At 73.4% G+C, this 14927-nt stretch carries 14 protein-coding genes and 1 pseudogene; 3 read left to right on the top strand and 12 right to left on the bottom strand.

What is annotated here, in order from left to right; genetic code table 11:
- Positions 1–2 precede the first annotated feature (2 nt).
- The 8 genes from ACZ67Q_RS01060 to ACZ67Q_RS01025 all read right to left on the bottom strand — a co-directional run bounded on the left by ACZ67Q_RS01060 (position 3) and on the right by ACZ67Q_RS01025 (position 8128).
- Entirely contained in the window at positions 3–593 is a 591-nt protein-coding gene (locus ACZ67Q_RS01060; RefSeq protein WP_471174856.1) for a D-sedoheptulose-7-phosphate isomerase, read from the bottom strand.
- Between the two features lie 65 nt (positions 594–658).
- Complete coding sequence (locus tag ACZ67Q_RS01055) at positions 659–1879, bottom strand: glycosyltransferase (protein WP_471174854.1); 1221 nt, start codon at positions 1877–1879, stop codon at positions 659–661.
- On the bottom strand, positions 1876–2808 hold the full coding sequence (locus tag ACZ67Q_RS01050) for a glycosyltransferase (protein ID WP_471174852.1): 933 nt from the start codon (positions 2806–2808) through the stop codon (positions 1876–1878). Before ACZ67Q_RS01050 ends, ACZ67Q_RS01055 begins: the two co-directional genes overlap by 4 nt.
- Positions 2805–3791 carry a glycosyltransferase family 9 protein gene (locus ACZ67Q_RS01045; RefSeq protein ID WP_471174850.1) on the bottom strand — a complete coding sequence of 329 codons (987 nt, stop codon included), beginning with the start codon at positions 3789–3791 and terminating at the stop codon, positions 2805–2807. Before ACZ67Q_RS01045 ends, ACZ67Q_RS01050 begins: the two co-directional genes overlap by 4 nt.
- Positions 3788–4369, bottom strand: a complete 582-nt coding sequence (locus ACZ67Q_RS01040; RefSeq protein WP_471174848.1) for a D-glycero-alpha-D-manno-heptose-1,7-bisphosphate 7-phosphatase — start codon at positions 4367–4369, stop codon at positions 3788–3790. The genes ACZ67Q_RS01045 and ACZ67Q_RS01040 overlap by 4 nt, the downstream gene beginning before the upstream one ends.
- Positions 4366–5370, bottom strand: coding sequence for a glycosyltransferase family 2 protein (locus tag ACZ67Q_RS01035; protein WP_471174846.1), 1005 nt, complete (start codon positions 5368–5370; stop codon positions 4366–4368). The genes ACZ67Q_RS01040 and ACZ67Q_RS01035 overlap by 4 nt, the downstream gene beginning before the upstream one ends.
- Positions 5367–7016 (bottom strand): carbamoyltransferase family protein, encoded by a 1650-nt coding sequence (locus tag ACZ67Q_RS01030; protein WP_471174844.1) that lies wholly within the window; start codon positions 7014–7016, stop codon positions 5367–5369. Before ACZ67Q_RS01030 ends, ACZ67Q_RS01035 begins: the two co-directional genes overlap by 4 nt.
- Positions 7017–7165: 149 nt before the next feature.
- Entirely contained in the window at positions 7166–8128 is a 963-nt protein-coding gene (locus tag ACZ67Q_RS01025; protein WP_471174842.1) for an NAD-dependent epimerase/dehydratase family protein, read from the bottom strand.
- Positions 8129–8335: 207 nt separating this feature from the next.
- Here ACZ67Q_RS01025 and ACZ67Q_RS01020 point away from each other — a divergent pair, with 207 nt between their 5' ends.
- Complete coding sequence (locus tag ACZ67Q_RS01020; RefSeq protein WP_471175971.1) at positions 8336–9049, top strand: polysaccharide deacetylase family protein; 714 nt, start codon at positions 8336–8338, stop codon at positions 9047–9049.
- Between the two features lie 89 nt (positions 9050–9138).
- The gene (locus tag ACZ67Q_RS01015) at positions 9139–9582 is read left to right on the top strand and encodes an SRPBCC family protein (RefSeq protein ID WP_471174841.1); all 444 of its coding nucleotides are present in this window, start codon (positions 9139–9141) and stop codon (positions 9580–9582) included.
- 25 nt (positions 9583–9607) lie between these two features.
- On the opposite strand, the gene ACZ67Q_RS01010 is transcribed toward ACZ67Q_RS01015, so the two are convergent.
- The 4 genes and pseudogenes from ACZ67Q_RS01010 to ACZ67Q_RS00995 form a co-directional block, all read right to left on the bottom strand.
- Positions 9608–10282, bottom strand: a complete 675-nt coding sequence (locus ACZ67Q_RS01010; protein ID WP_471174840.1) for a hypothetical protein — start codon at positions 10280–10282, stop codon at positions 9608–9610.
- A gap of 104 nt (positions 10283–10386) precedes the next feature.
- A pseudogene (locus tag ACZ67Q_RS01005) lies at positions 10387–10702 on the bottom strand (XdhC/CoxI family protein); the annotation flags it as partial.
- Positions 10703–10717: 15 nt separating this feature from the next.
- The gene (locus ACZ67Q_RS01000) at positions 10718–12184 is read right to left on the bottom strand and encodes an NCS2 family permease (RefSeq protein ID WP_471174839.1); all 1467 of its coding nucleotides are present in this window, start codon (positions 12182–12184) and stop codon (positions 10718–10720) included.
- A 222-nt stretch (positions 12185–12406) separates the two neighbouring features.
- The gene (locus tag ACZ67Q_RS00995; RefSeq protein WP_471174838.1) at positions 12407–12856 is read right to left on the bottom strand and encodes an FAD binding domain-containing protein; all 450 of its coding nucleotides are present in this window, start codon (positions 12854–12856) and stop codon (positions 12407–12409) included.
- Between the two features lie 335 nt (positions 12857–13191).
- Between ACZ67Q_RS00995 and ACZ67Q_RS00990 the strand changes: the two genes are divergently transcribed.
- Positions 13192–14868: a PucR family transcriptional regulator gene (locus ACZ67Q_RS00990; protein WP_471174837.1), complete on the top strand. Its 1677-nt coding sequence runs from the start codon at positions 13192–13194 to the stop codon at positions 14866–14868.
- Positions 14869–14927 lie beyond the last annotated feature (59 nt).

Below are 14927 nucleotides of genomic sequence, written 5' to 3'. Positions count from 1 at the left end.
GGTCACCTCCCGTGGATGCGCTCCACTGCCGCGTCGAACGCCTGGCAGATCATGTGCACGGCGACCAGATGGAGTTCCTGCACGGTCGCCGTGGAGGCGGCGGGCACGCACAGCGCCTCGTCGCTGCCCGCCATCAGGGGGTTGGGGGCCGCACCGGTCAGCGCCCACACGCTCAGCCCGGCCTCGCGGCCCGCGTCGGCCGCGGACAGCAGGTTGGCGCTGGCGCCGGACGTGGACAGCAGGATCAGCACGTCGCCGGGGCGGCCGTGCGCGCGGACCTGGCGGGCGAACACCTCGTGCACGCCGTAGTCGTTGGCGATGGCGGTCGTGGCGGAGGTGTCGGCGTGCAGGGCGATCGCGGAGAACGGCGGCCGGTCGTCGCGGTAGCGGCCGACCAGCTCGGCGGTCAGGTGCTGGGCCTGCGCGGCGCTGCCGCCGTTGCCCGCCGCGAGGAGGCGTCCGCCGCCGCCGAGCACCTTGGCGAGCTGCTCGCCCCACCGCTCGGTGAGGTGGGAGCGCTCCTTGAAGTGGGCGAGCGCGTCGAGGAGTTCGTCGCAGTGCGCGGCCACCGGCGACGGGGCGTGGGTGCTCATGCCGCCTCCTTTCGTGTGTGCGGGGGCGCTCGTGCCGCCGCCCCTGGCGTGTGCGGGGGCTCTCATCACGCCACCTCCGTGCGCAGGCCGCGCCCGACGGCGACCTGGCGGTAGACCTGCTCGACGCCGTCCGCGACCCGGTGCCAGGTGTAGCGGGCGAGGACGCGTTCACGCCCGGTCTCGCCCATACGGCGGCGCAGCGCGTCGTCGCCGAGGAGGTTCCGTACGGCCGCGGCGACCGCCCAGGCGTCGCCCGGCGGCACCCGGCGTCCGGTGACGCCGTCGGCGACGGTGTCCTTGTGGCCGCCGACATCGGTGGCGACGACCGGCACGCCGCACGCCATGGCCTCCAGCGGCACGATGCCGAACGGCTCGTACACCGGGGTGCACAGCACCAGGTCGGCGCTGCCCATGACGGCGGGCATGTGCGCGGGGTCGACGGCGCCGAGCAGCCGCACCCGGTCGGCGACACCGGCCCGTTCGGCGAACTTCAGCAGCCGCTCGGCCTCCGGGTCGGTCTCCAGCAGTCCGGGCGGCGGGCCGCCGGCGATGAGCAGTTCGGTGTCGGGGATGCGGGTCAGGGCACGGATCGCCTTGTCGTATCCCTTGCGGCGCACGAGCCGCCCGCAGGACAGGATCCGGTGGCGCTGCTCGCGCGGCGGCACATGGCGGCGGTCGCGGGCGCCGGGGTGGAAGTGGTCGGCGTCCACGCCGCACGGCACCACGGAGACCCGCTGCGGCAGGACGCCCATGTCGGCGAGTTCGTACACCTCGTCGGTGCAGGTGGCCAGGACGCGGCTGCAGGTGCGGCCCAATTGCCGCTCGATGCCGATGCGTTCGAAGGGGCTGGTGTCGCGGCGGCCCTGGTGACGGCGCTTGACGGTGCCCAGGGCGTGGAAGGTCTGCACGACGGGGACGCCGTGGGGGTGGGCGCCGATGCGGGCGGCCATGCCGGACATCCAGAAGTGGGCGTGCACCGCGTCGGGCCGCTCGCGCTGCCACGCGCGTGCCAGGTGAGCGCCGAAGCCCGGCATATACGGGAACAGTTCGTCCTTGGGGACGGGCCGCGGAGGACCGGCCGCCACCTGCTCGACGACGGTGCCGCCGGGCATGGTCACCCGGTCGGGCAGGTCGCCGGAGTCGCGCCGGGTGTAGACGGTGACGTCGTGTCCGCGCGCCGCCAGCTCCTCGCTGAGACGGGCCACGTACACGTTCTGCCCACCGGCGTCCACCCCGCCGAGCACCGCGAGGGGGCTCGCGTGCTCGGACACCATGGCGATCCTCATCGGGTCACCTCCTTCAGCAGCCGCTCCCAGTCGTCCAGGAAGCGGGTCAGCCCGTACCGGGCGAGCACCGCGGCGCGTGCGCCCTCGCCGACCGCGCGGGCGTGCAGCGGGTCGGCGACGAAGTCCCGTACGGCGTCTTTCAGTACGTCGATGCGGTTGGAGACCACGCCGGCGCCCTCGGGCACCGCCTCGGTCACCTCGGTGGTGGCCAGCGCGACGACCGGCATCGCCAGGTGCATCGCTTCCAGCAGCGACAGGCCGAGGGAGGTCCAGCGGACCGGGTGGAGGTAGAGCCGGCGGCGGGCCATCTGCGCGTGCAGTTCGCGCTGCGGCAGGTCGAAGGTCCGCACGCCGGGCAGGGCGAGCCGGTCGGTCTTCATGCCGAAGACGTCCAGCCCGGCCGCCTCGGCGAAGAAGGGCAGCAGGTCGGTGCCGGTGGTACGGCCGCGTCGTACGGGCTCGTTGACGACGACGGCGGCGTGCGGCACCTCCCCGGTCCACAGCGGGCCCGGGTCGACGATGCCGTGCTCGATGACGGCGGTGGGGGCTCGGCCGTTGTCCCACATCAGCCGGTTGAAGTGGGTGACGTGCACGATCGGGATCGCCGACTGGTCCGCCATCGGATGCCGGGTGTCGGGCACGTCGCCGTGCGGGGCGTTGTGCTCCAGGTAGACCATCGGCGGACGGCGGCCCAGCCACTCGTCCACGAGGGCGAGTTCGTGCGGACGTTGCAGGACGACGAGGTCGATCTCCTCCTCGCGCAGCCGCTCGGGCGGGACCTCGAGGACGCGGTCGGGCCAGTCGAAGGTGCGGGCGCGGCCGAGGCCGTCGGGGCCGCGGTCGGGGGTGACCGGGACGAGGCAGGTGTGCGGGCCCTGGACGAAGGAGGTGGTCCAGGAGCCGTGGACGTGCCAGATGAGGATCCTCATGCCTGCATCACCTTCTCCACTGCGGCGACCACGTCGTGGGCGGTCACGGACTGAAGGCACGGGTGGCCGGGGACGGGGCAGGTGCGGGCCCGGCTGCCGGCGCAGGGCGCGCTCTGGTCGCCGAGCAGCACGTACGGCACGCCGTAGGGCCGCCAGCGTTCGGCCGGGACGACGGGGGCGAACAGGGAGACGACGGGGGTGCGGACGGCGGCGGCGAGGTGTGCGGGGCCGGTGTTGCCGGTGACGACGGCGGCGGCCCGGGCGAGGACCCCGGCGAGCGTCGGGGCGTCGGTACGGCCACCGAGGTCCAGGCCGGTGTCCCCGGCGACCTGCGCGGTCAGTTCCCGCTCCCCGCGCCCGCCGGTGACGACGACGCGGTGTCCGGCGGCGGTGAGTTCGCGTACGGCCTCGGCGCAGCGGCCGGGGCTCCAGGCGCGGGCGGGGACGCTGGCGCCGGGGTGCAGCACGACGTAAGGGCCCTCGCCGGTCAGGTCGCGGGTGTCGGGCGGGGGCAGGACGGCGAGGCGTCCGTCGTCGACGCGGGGGAAGCCGGCCGCCTCGGCGAGGTCGAGGGCGGCCTCCGCCTCGTGGGCGTGCGGGGCGCGCTGGTGGCGTACGTCGAGCAGGGAGCCGGGGTAGTCGGCGCTGTCGGCGGCGAGGTGCCGCACCCCGGCCAGGCGCAGCAGGAGTGCGGTGGGCAGCGGCGACTGGTGGAAGGAGGTCAGGACGAGCCCGGCGTCGGCGTCGAGGGCCGCGGTGAGCGCGTCGATGTCGGAGCGGCGGACGGGCGGCGGGTCGAATCCGGCCCAGGGGGCGTCCCAGACGACGACCTCGTCGACGCCGGGCAGCATGCGGGCGGCGGGCTCGCCGAGCGGCCCGCACAGCAGGGTGAGGTGGTCGGCGCGGGCGGCGACGGCACGGATCGCGGGCCCGGCGAGCAGGACGTCGCCGAAGCTGTCGAGGCGGGTGACGAGTGCTCTCATCTCGCCTCCCGGTAGGCGTCGGCGAGGGGCCGTTCGTCGACCAGGACCCGGCCGCGGGGCGGGCCGTCGAGCAGGGCGCGCACGGCCGTCCGGAGGTTGGGCGCGACGTGTTCGGCGCTCGCGGTCTCCTCGGGCCGGGTGACCGGGGTGGGGACGAGGATGCCGTGGGCGCCGGCCCGGCGGGCGGCCTCGACGTCGGCGCCGATGTCGCCGACGACGGCGAGGCGGCCGGGGGGCGCGCACAGCCTCCCGGCGGCCCAGAGGATCATGCCGGGCTGCGGCTTGCGGCAGTGGCAGCCGTCGTCGGGGCCGTGCGGGCAGATCGCGAACACGTCGAAGGGGCCGAGGAGTTCGTCCACGCGCTCGTTGACCCGGCGCACGTCGGCCTCGGTGATCAGGCCGCGGGCGACTCCGGACTGGTTGGTGACGACGCCGGTGCGGATGCCGTGGGCGCGCAGCAGCTCGACGGCCTCGCGGGCGCCGGGCATCGGGCGCACCCGGTCGGGGTCGCCGTTGTAGGGCACGTCCTCGACGAGGGTGCCGTCGCGGTCGAAGAGCACCGCGCGGATCGCCGTCACAGCGCCACCTCCCGCCAGGGCGCGGCCCCGCGGTGCCGTACCAGGCCGTTCAGCCAGTGCCAGGTGGCCGCGGGCGGGATGAGCACGCTGGTGGCGAGCATGGTGTCGACCTCGTGCCGGGTGCGCGGTCCGGGCGAGATGCGCGCCCAGGCGAACTCGGCGGTGCCGGTCGCCCAGCCCAGCGCGGCGAGGACGGCGGCCTGCCGGTGCCCGGTGAGCGCGCAGCCGACGGCGGTCAGCCCGGCGGCGGTGGTGGCGATGTGGCCGCGGATGCGGCCGCGCGGGGCGAGGGCCCGGTGCCACCAGTCGGGGCCGTGCAGGGCCCGCATGAGGGCGTCGTCGGCGTTGCCGCGCTGGGCGCGCAGGGACACCCAGCGGTCGGCGGGCCGCACCGGGTGCCGGGTGGTGCGCCGGCCCTGGCGGATGCGCCAGCCGGCGTCGAGCACGCGCAGGGCGAGGTCGGCGTCCTCGCGGAAGGCCCGCCGGAAGCGTTCGTCGAAGCCGCCGACCTGCTTGAGGGTCTCGGTGCGGTAGGCCATGTCGGCGGTGATCCAGCGGGCCTGCGCGAGGCCGGCGGTGGCGCGTTCCCAGTCGGTGGGACGCCGGTGCCCCGGCAGCGGTACGGCGATGACGCCCTGGACGGCGCCGGTGTCGGGGGTGGCCTCTTGGAGGTCCTGCACCAGTTGGTCGCACCAGTGCGGGCCGACCTGGACGTCGTCGTCGAGGAAGGCCACCCAGGGGGCGGTGACGGCCTGGGTGCCGGTGTTGCGGGCGGCGGCCGGTCCGCGTCCGCCGCTGGTCACGACGAGGGTGCGCTCGCGCAGGTCGCCGAGGACGCTGAGCGGGTGGTCCAGCGCCCCGGGGTCCGGGTCGGGGCCGGGCCGGTCGTCGACGACGACGATCTCGTCGGGGCGCGGTCCGGTCGCGGCGGCGAGCGCGGCCAGGCAGTCGGCGAGCGTGTCGCGCACCAGGGTGGGGATCACCACGGCGTATGCGGTCATGCGCCGTGTCCCTTCGCGTAGGCCCGGCCGCGGCGCACCGCGTACGGTCCGATGGCCAGCAGGTCCACGGGTGCGGAACCGAAGCACTCCAGGGCGTCGCGTGGGTCGTCGACCATGGGTCGGCCGGCCGTGTTGAGGCTGGTGTTGACGACGACGGGAAGTCCGGTTCGGCGCTCGAACGCAGCAAGCATGCGGGCGACGAGCGGTTCGGAGCGCTCCTCGACGGTCTGGATGCGGGCGGTGCCGTCGACGTGGACGACGGCGGGGATGCGGTCGCGCCAGGCGGGGTGCACGTCGTGCACGAAGAGCATGTACGGGCTCGGCAGCGGCCCGTCGAACAGTTCCGCGGCGCGTTCGGCGCGGACCATGGGCGCGACCGGGCGGAACTCCTCGCGGCCCTTGACGTGGTTGAGCCGCTCCAGGTTCTCGGCACGGCCGGGGTGGGCCATCAGCGAGCGGTGGCCGAGGGCGCGCGGGCCGTACTCGCTGCGGCCCTGGAACCAGGCGACGATGCCGTCCCGGGCGAGTTCCCCGGCGACCGTCTCGGCGATGTCGTCGGGGCGCTCGTAGGGCACGCCGGCCGTCTCCAGCCGGCTGCGCAGTTCCTCGTCGCTCCAGCCGCGGCCCAGGTCGGCGCCGGGCATCGGGGCGGTGTCCTCGGCCTGCGCGGCGAGGAAGAGGGCGCCGCCGAGCGCGGTGCCGGCGTCTCCGGCGGCGGGCTGCACCCACACGTGCGGGAAGGGCCCGCGCTGGGCGATCTTGGAGTTGGCGACGCAGTTGAGGGCGACGCCGCCGGCCATGGTGAGGGCCTCGCCGCCGGCCTCGCGGTGCAGCCAGTGCACCAGTTCCAGCAGGGTTTCCTCCAGGACGGCCTGGGCGCTGGCGGCGAGGTCGGCGTGGTCCTGGGTCCACGGCTCGTCCTTGGCGCGGGCGGGGGCGAAGGAGGCCCAGTCGACGCCGTGGGCGCGGAAACCGCCGTCGCCGGTGGCGTGGACGTGCTGCCTGAGCCGGTCGAGGAAGCGGGGCGTGCCGTAGGAGGCGAGCGCCATGACCTTGAACTCGTCGCTGGAGCGCAGGAAGCCCAGGTGTGCGGTCAGCTCCTCGTAGACGAGACCGAGGGAGTCTGGCAGGGCCTGGGTGTGCAGGGTGTCGAGTTTGCCGTCGTCGAAGCGTCCGGCCAGGTGGGAGGCGGATTCGCCGCGGCCGTCCAGGACGAGGACGGCGCTGTCGGGATGCGGCGAGGCGGGCCCGGCGGAGGCGGCGTGCGCCACGTGGTGCGGGACGAAGGCGACCCGCTCGGGGTCCAGGCCGGGCAGGGCCTCGGCGAGGAATTCGGGGGCGCGGCGGGCGTACTCCAGGCGCAGCGGGTCCCAGGGGTCGTTCAGTCCCATGTCGGCGGCGGGCCGGGCGAGCTTCGGGTCGAAGGAGTACGTGACGGCGTCCAGCTCCTCCGGCCGCAGTCCGGCATGCTCCAGGCACCAGCGCGCCGACAGCTCGGGCAGTTCCCAGGCGGAGAACGGCACGGGCCGCTTGCCGTGTTTGCGGCGGCTGAAACGCTCTTCCTCGGCGGCGGCGACGGTGCGCCCGTCCACGACCAGAGCGGCGGCCGGGTCGTGGAACAGGGCGTTGATTCCAAGGATGCGCATGGTGCTTGCTCCGTCCCGGGAGGCGGTCGGGGGCTCTGGGCTGTGCGGGTGCCGCGGGGTAGCTGACTCAAACACTTGGAGACAACTGCGACCGAAATACGCTGATTTTTCACCTTGAGTGAGGACAAATCGACCGCGCGTGGAGCGGTTCAGGCGGCCACGGACCGCGAGAACCAGCCAATGGTGCGCTTCAGGCCCTCGGTCCAGTCGACCCGGGGCTGCCAGCCCAGCAACTCGCGGGCGAGCCGGGTGTCGGGGCGGCGGCGGCAGGGGTCGTCGACGGGGCGCTCGACGAAGCGGACGCGGGAGGCGGAACCGGTGAGGTCGATGATCCGGCGGGCCAGCTCCAGCATGGTGATCTCGTCGGCGCCGCCGATGTTGACGGGGCCGGCCTCGCCGGACGCGGCGAGGGCGAGGATGCCGGTGACCGTGTCGTCGACGTAGCACAGCGAGCGGGTCTGACCGCCGTCGCCGGCCACGGTGAGCGGCATGCCGTCCAGGGCCTGCGCGATGAAGGCCGGGACGGCGCGGCCGTCGCCGGTGCGCATGCGGGGGCCGTAGGTGTTGAAGATCCGCACGATGGCGGTGTCGGTGCCGTGGACGCCGCGATGGGCGGTGACCAGGGCCTCGGCGAAGCGCTTGGACTCGTCGTAGACGCTGCGCGGCCCGTTGGGGTTGACGTTGCCCCAGTAGGTCTCGCGCTGGGGGTGCTCCAGCGGGTCGCCGTAGACCTCGGAGGTGGAGGCGAGCAGGAAGCGGGAGCCGTCGGCGTGGGCACGCTCCAGGGCGAGGCGAGTGCCGGTGGAGCCGACGTCGAGGGTCTCCAGAGGCAGCCGCAGATAGTCGGCCGGGGAGGCCGGGCAGGCGAAGTGCAGCACCAGGTCGAAGCGGCCGGGCAGGGCCTGCCAGGCGGCGGGGTCGGTGGCGTCGCCGCGGACGAAGCGGAAGCCCGGGCGGGTGTTCAGCTCGGCCACGTTGGCCCGGGAGCCGGTGGCGAGATTGTCCAGGCAGACGACGTCGCAGCCGCCGTCCAGCAGCCGGCCGCACAGATGGGACCCGACGAATCCGGCTCCACCGGTGACCAGCACCCGGCGCCAAGGATGTGCGCTCACGGGGCTCTCCTCACTCTCGCCTTTCACTTGCGTGTCCGCGCGAGTAACCCGGTGAGGACCGTCACATTCATGGATTCGGGTAGCGATCAGAGACTATACATCTTGCGTATACACGCTATGTATAGTCACTCCATGCCTTCACTGACCAGGAAGATGCCAAGAACGGGGAACGCGTTCCGGGCGGCGGCGATCCTCTCCGCCGCCGCCGTGACGCTGGCGCTGAGCGGCTGCACGCGCCTGGACACCACGGCGCCGAGCGACGCCCGCGCCCACCCGGCGGCCACCGTCCAGGCGGCCCGGTACGGAACCGTCGACTGCCGTCAGGCCAAGTGCATCGCGCTCACCTTCGACGCCGGGCCCAGCGAGAACTCCGCGCGGCTGCTGGACATCCTGAAGCAGAAGCAGGTGCCGGCGACGTTCTTCCTGCTCGGCGAGCGGCACATCGACACGTACCCCGAGCTGGTCAAGCGGATGGCGGCCGAGGGCCACGAGGTGGCCAGCCACACCTGGGACCACAAGATCCTCACCAAGATCACGCCGGACGAGATACGCGAGGAACTCAAGCGCCCCAACGACGCGATAGAGAAGCTCACCGGACACCGGCCGACTCTGATGCGTCCGCCGCAGGGCCGCACCAACGACACGGTGAACAAGATCTCCAAGGAGATGGGCCTCGCGGAGGTCCTGTGGAGCGTCACCGCGAAGGACTACACGACGAACGACTCCGCGCTCATCCGAAAGCGCGTGCTCGACCAGGCGTCCCGGGACGGCATCATCCTGCTGCACGACATCTACCCGGGCACCGTCCCCGCGGTCCCCGGCATCATCGACGCCCTCAAGGAACGCGGCTACGTGTTCGTGACGGTGCCCCAGCTCCTCGCCCCCGGGAAGGCCGAGCCGGGAAAGGTGTACCGGCCCTGAGGCCACAAGGCACACCGCACCCCGGACGCGAAAGGGTGAGCGGGCCGGGGACGGACCGCCGGACCGGTCGGGTTCTCTAGGATCCTGACGTGGTCCACTTCCGCCTCGAACGTACGGTGCCGCTCCCCCAGCCGGAGGCCTGGCGCCGGCTCACCGACTGGCCCCGGCACGGTGCCTCGGTGCCGCTGACCCGGGTCGGCGCGGTCCCCGCCGGGCCGACCCGGCCGGGCACGGTGATCGTCGCCCGCACGGGGCTCGGGCCGCTCGGCTTCGCCGACCCGATGGAGGTCACGGCCTGGCAGCCGCCGACGGGCGACGGCCCCGGACTGTGCCGCATGGAGAAACGCGGCCGCGTCGTCCTCGGCTGGGCGGAACTTGAGACCCACCCGGGCCCCGGCGGCCGTACCCGGGTGGTGTGGCGTGAGGAACTGCGCGTCCGCTTTCTGCCCGCCCTGGCCGACCCCCTCCTGCGCGCGGCGTGCCGCACGGTCTTCGGCCGCGCCCTGAACCAGCTGCTCAGAACGCCGGCCTGACCGCCGGGCGCCTCCGAAGCGGGGACTACGCCGGCCCGTCCTGCGGGTGGGCGGCCGGCGTCTCCAGCTTGTCCTGGCGGTCGCGGTCGCCGTCGGTGCGGGTGCTGAGGATCGTGTCGCAGACCTCGCGGAGCTTGTCCGTGGCCTGTTTGGAGAACAGCCCGCACAGGCCCGCGATCCCGGCGAAGCCGTACGGGTTGGTGGCCGCGGGACCGGAGCTGCCCGTGAACAGACCGCCGCGCAGCAGGAAGTAGACCAGCAGCGCGAGCGCGACCCCGATGCCCGCGCGCAGCAGGTACCACCACAGCCAGCTCGCGTACAGCCGCCGGTTGCCGACGTACGTGGCGAACGAGGTGGCCGCGTGCACGAAACTGCCCAGCGCGCTGCAGCAGACGACGGCGAGCAGCATCGCCGTGTCGGCCGTGAGCGCCCAGCCGCCGAGCCCGAACGGCGACCACCGCGCCGTGGCACCCGGCGCCGCCCCCGCCCGGACGACCTCGAGCAGCGCGGGCCACAGGCTCAGCAACGCCCCGCACACCACGACGAGGTCGGCCAGCAGGAAGACGCCCAGCACCGTGGTCGCCCAGGCCGGCATCCGCCGTATCCGTCCGGCCCCGCGCGCCTCACCACCCGGTTCGTCCCCGACCGCCCCCGCCCGGTCCGCCGCACGCGGCCCGACCACGCCCTGTGTCTCCGCCACCCCGCTCCCCCGTCCCTCCGGCAACAGACTGCTCACCTTGCAGGTCAGGAGCGGGGCACGCAAGTTCGATGACGGTCCTTCAGGCCAACCGGCCAGGTGGGTGCGGCGCGAGCCGACCGGGCCACCGTGCGGTCGAGTTCGGGGGTGAACGCCGAAGCCGCCCTCGACGGTGGTGTCGGGGCGGCCGGCTGGTCGGTTCGGAGGGGCCGGTGACGATCCACTCGGCCGCCGCAGCCTCCCCACGGGCGGCGGCGGCCGAGCGGCCGCGAGCACCGGCGGGCCGGTCAACCGGCCCTCCCGGTGTGACGAGGAGGCCGATGACGCCGTCACGGGTCAGGCCGACGGCGCGGGCGTCCTCGTCGCTGTACCCGAAGCGCTCGAGGACGGCATCGCGTCCTCGAGCGCTTGCGGGCACAGCTCGTCGTGCCGGGGCGGCTAGTGCACGCCCAGCAGGGAACGGAGCGGATGGAGTGCGAAGTAGACGAGGAAGAGGGCGGTCAGACCCCACATGAACGGGCCGATCTCCCGCCACTTCCCCTGGGCGACCTTGATGGCGGTGTAGGAGATCACGCCGGCGGCGACACCGGGGGTGATCGAGTAGGTGAACGGCATGATCACGACGGTCAGGAAGACCGGGATCGCCACGGAGCGGTCCCCCCAGTCCACGTGCCGGGCGTTCATCATCATCATCGCGCCGATGGTGACGAGGGCGGCCGAGGCCACCTCTCTGGGCACGATCGCCGTGAGCGGCGTGAAGAAGAGACAGAGGGCGAAGAACCCACCGGTGACGACCGAGGCGAGTCCGGTGCGGGCACCCTCGCCGACACCGGTGGCGGACTCGATGAAGACGGACTGTCCGGAGCCGCCCGTGACACCGCCGATGACACCACCGGCGCCGTCGATGAACAGGGCCTTGGACAGGCCGGGCATCCGGCCCTTCTCGTCGGCCAGGTTGGCCTCGGTGCCGATGCCGATGATGGTGGCCATCGCGTCGAAGAAGCCGGCGAGCACCAGGGTGAAGACGATGAAGGTGACCGTCATGTAGCCGACGTCGCCCAGACCGCCGAAGGACACCTTGCCGATGAGCGAGAAGTCCGGCATGGACACCACGCTGCCGTGCAGCGCGGGGGCCTCACCGTTGGCCCACGCCTTGTCGTCGACGAGGCCCGCGGCGTTGACGATCAGGGCGAGGACCGTGCCGGAGACGATGCCGATGAGGATGGCGCCCGGCACGTTCCGGGACTGGAGCATGAAGATCATCAGCAGCGTGACCGCGAAGAGCAGTACGGGCCAGCCGACGAGTTCGCCGCCGTTTCCGAGGGTGACGGGCGTGGCCTCGCCGGCGTGCACGAACCCGGCCTTCACCAGACCGATGAACGCGATGAAGAGGCCGATGCCGATCGTGATGCCGTGCTTCAGGGGCAACGGGATCGCGTTCATGATCAGCTCGCGCAGTCCCGTGACGACCAGGAGCATGATCACGACACCGTAGGCGACGCACATACCCAGGCCCTGGGCCCAGGTGAGGTCCTTGTTGCCCATCACGAGGCCGGCCAGCACGCCGGAGACCGAGAGTCCGGCGGCCATGGCGAGCGGGACCTTGCCGAACCAGCCCATGAGCAGGGTGCAGAACGCCGCACCGAGCGCGGTCGCGGTGATCAGCGCCTTCTGGCTGAGCGAGTCCCCGGACTTGTCCGCGCCGGAGAGGATCACAGGGTTGAGCAGCAGGATGTACGCCATCGCCATGAAGGTGGTGACGCCGCCGCGCACTTCACGCGCGACAGTGGATCCCCGCTGGGATATGTGGAAGTACCGGTCGAGCCAGGACCGTCCGGCCGGGACGCGGCTTCCCGAGCCCGCGTCTTCGGCGGTGGTCCTGGGCTCCACTGACTGCTGGGTCATGGTGCCATCTCCCAAGGTTCACAGGGGCACCCGCGTGGGAACCGACGGCACCGGATTGGGCCGCGGCTGCGGGATTTGGGAATGGACGCCCGGGGGACGGCCCGAGACGAACGAACTGCAGGTACTTCAAGGCCCGCGAGCGGAGCGGAACTCAAAGGGGGTTCCTCCGGGCGGCGCGGTGGAGGGTGTGACGTTCCCTGCGCCGCCCGGAGAGTCTGTGGATCACGCCGGGCGGGCCGGACGCTCGGGCCGCACCGCGGTGCGGCCCGGATCGGGAACCGGCGCCGCGGCGGATCGCCGCTCGGACGGCCGGCGCGGGCGACCGGGCCGGTGCCGTCGCCGGCCGTCCGCCGTGGGGATCGCCCGGGTGCCCCGGGCCGCCGGGTCCGCCTCGTGCGCGCCGGGGGCGCGCAGGACGAGGCGGACGCATTTGATGGGAGAAGCCGTGCCGAGGCTGCCGCCGGCGACGCCGAGGTGGCGGATCAGGGGGGAGGCGACCGTCCGGGCGGCGGATGCGCGGGCGGGCAGCTCGGCACGGAGACCGTCGACGATCTGCGGGTACGGGACACGGGCTCCGACCATCACGTCGGTACCCCCGATCGGCACCACGCCGGAGCGCTCGGCCGTGACGGCGAGCAGTCCCTCCCGGCTGGTGGGGCGAAGGTAGTCCATGACCGGCTCTCTTCTACGTCTCGTGGTGGTGCAGATCAAGTCAATCGGCGTGCGGTGGGGCTGGCTCGTTCACGTCGTGTTCACCGAAGTGGACTCAGTACACCGCCGACTGCTCCATGCGGGTCAGTCACGGAAACCATGAAGGAGTTGGGTGGCCAGAAGAGCCATCTTGTAGATTCGTATGAAGTGAGGGGCCCGGTAACCCCCACGTCTTCCTCTGGCAACAGAAAACACAGCCCAGAAGCCCACGGGGCGTGACCGCCCGGCCATCGCGCCCGGCTCCTCGGCACAAGATTCATCCGAAGTTTTCGAGACAAAGAACGGCGGCGACGAGAATGCGGCTGCGCGCACTGCTGGACACCGATGCGCTGGGCCTGAGGCTCCTCGGCGGCGAGGACGAACTGGACCGCACCGTGCGCGGTGTGATGACCACGGACCTGCGCGACCCAAGCCGCTACCTCTCCGGCGGCGAACTGGTGCTCACCGGCCTGGCCTGGCGCCGGGACGCCGACGACTCCGAACCGTTCGTGCGGATCCTGGTGCAGGCCGGCGTGGCCGCGCTGGCGGCCGGCGAGGCCGAGCTGGGCGATGTGCCCGAGGACCTCGTCCTGGCCTGCGCCCGCCATCGCCTGCCCCTGTTCGCGGTGCACGAGTCGGTGGCGTTCGCGACGATCACCGAGCACGTCGTACGGCAGGTCTCCGGCGAGCGCGCCGGCGACCTCGCGGCCGTGGTGGACCGGCACCGCCGCATGATGACCTCGGGTCCCGCGGGCGGCGGCCCCGACGTGGTCCTCGACCTGCTGGGCTCCGACCTCGACCTGCGCGCCTGGGTGCTCTCCCCCACCGGCCGGCTGATCGCCGGCTCGAAGGAGGCCGCACCGGCGCTCCCCGCCGAGGTGTGCGGCCGGCTCGCGGCCCAGCACCTTGCGGCGACCCGCACCGGCCGCCGTGGCCCGCACCGGGTGACGCTCGGCGCGACGACGTACTCCCTGTTCCCGGTCCGCAGCAGCGGCCGCTCCCCGCAGGCCGCCGCCCGGGACGTGCGGGAGACGGTCCTGTCCGACTGGCTGCTCGCGGTCGAGGCGGACGCCTCCGACTGGGCCGAGGAGCGCCTGGACCTGCTGCAGGGCGTCACCCAGCTGATCGCGGTCGAGCGGGACCGCCGCGACGCGGCCCGCACGGTCCGCCGCCGCCTGGCCCAGGAGGTCCTCGAACTGGTCCAGACGGGCGCGGCCCCGGCGGAGATCGCCGCGCGCCTGCGCGTGGCCGCTCCCGTGCTGCTGCCCGGCCTGGGCGCGGCCCCGCACTGGCAGGTGATCGTGGCCCGCGTGGAGTGGGAGGGCGGGGATGTCGACGGCGGCCCGGTCGCCCAGTCCCTGCTGGAGGAGATCCTGGTCGACCCGCAGGCCACCGGACCCGAGCCGTCCGACCGCATCGCGGTCGCCCGCACCGGCGACGAGGCGATCGCCCTGGTGCCGCTCCCGGCCGTCGCCACCGAGCACGACGGCACCGAGACCGGGATCCTGGCCGACACCCTGCTCCAGACCGTGCGCGACCCGCTGACCGCCGGGCTGGACGGCGACGGCCGGGTCACCCTCGGCGTGAGCGCCGCCGTCCACTCGGCGGAGGGGCTGCGCGGCGCGCTGGAGGAGGCCCGGCACGCCCGCCGGGTGGCCGCCGCCCGTCCGGGCCAGGTCTGTGCGGCGGGCCACCAGGAACTGGCGAGCCACGTCCTGCTGCTCCCCTTCGTGCCGGACGACGTCCGCCGCGCCTTCACCGCCCGCCTCCTGGACCCCCTGCGCGACTACGACCGCCGGCACCGGGCCGAGCTGATCCCCACCCTGGAGGCGTTCCTCGACTGCGACGGCTCCTGGACCCGCTGCGCCACCCGTCTCCACCTGCACGTCAACACGCTGCGCTACCGGGTCGGGCGAATCGAGCAGTTGACGAGCCGGGACCTTTCACGCCTCGAGGACAAGCTGGACTTCTTCCTGGCGCTGCGCATGAGCTGACCGAAGAGCGACCCGACTTTGTGAATTCCTTCACCCACCCCCTTGGCCCGGCACCGCGA

It is taken from the genome of Streptomyces sp. NPDC036813, assembly GCF_055609245.1.
This window is presented reverse-complemented; position numbering and strand designations above follow the sequence as displayed.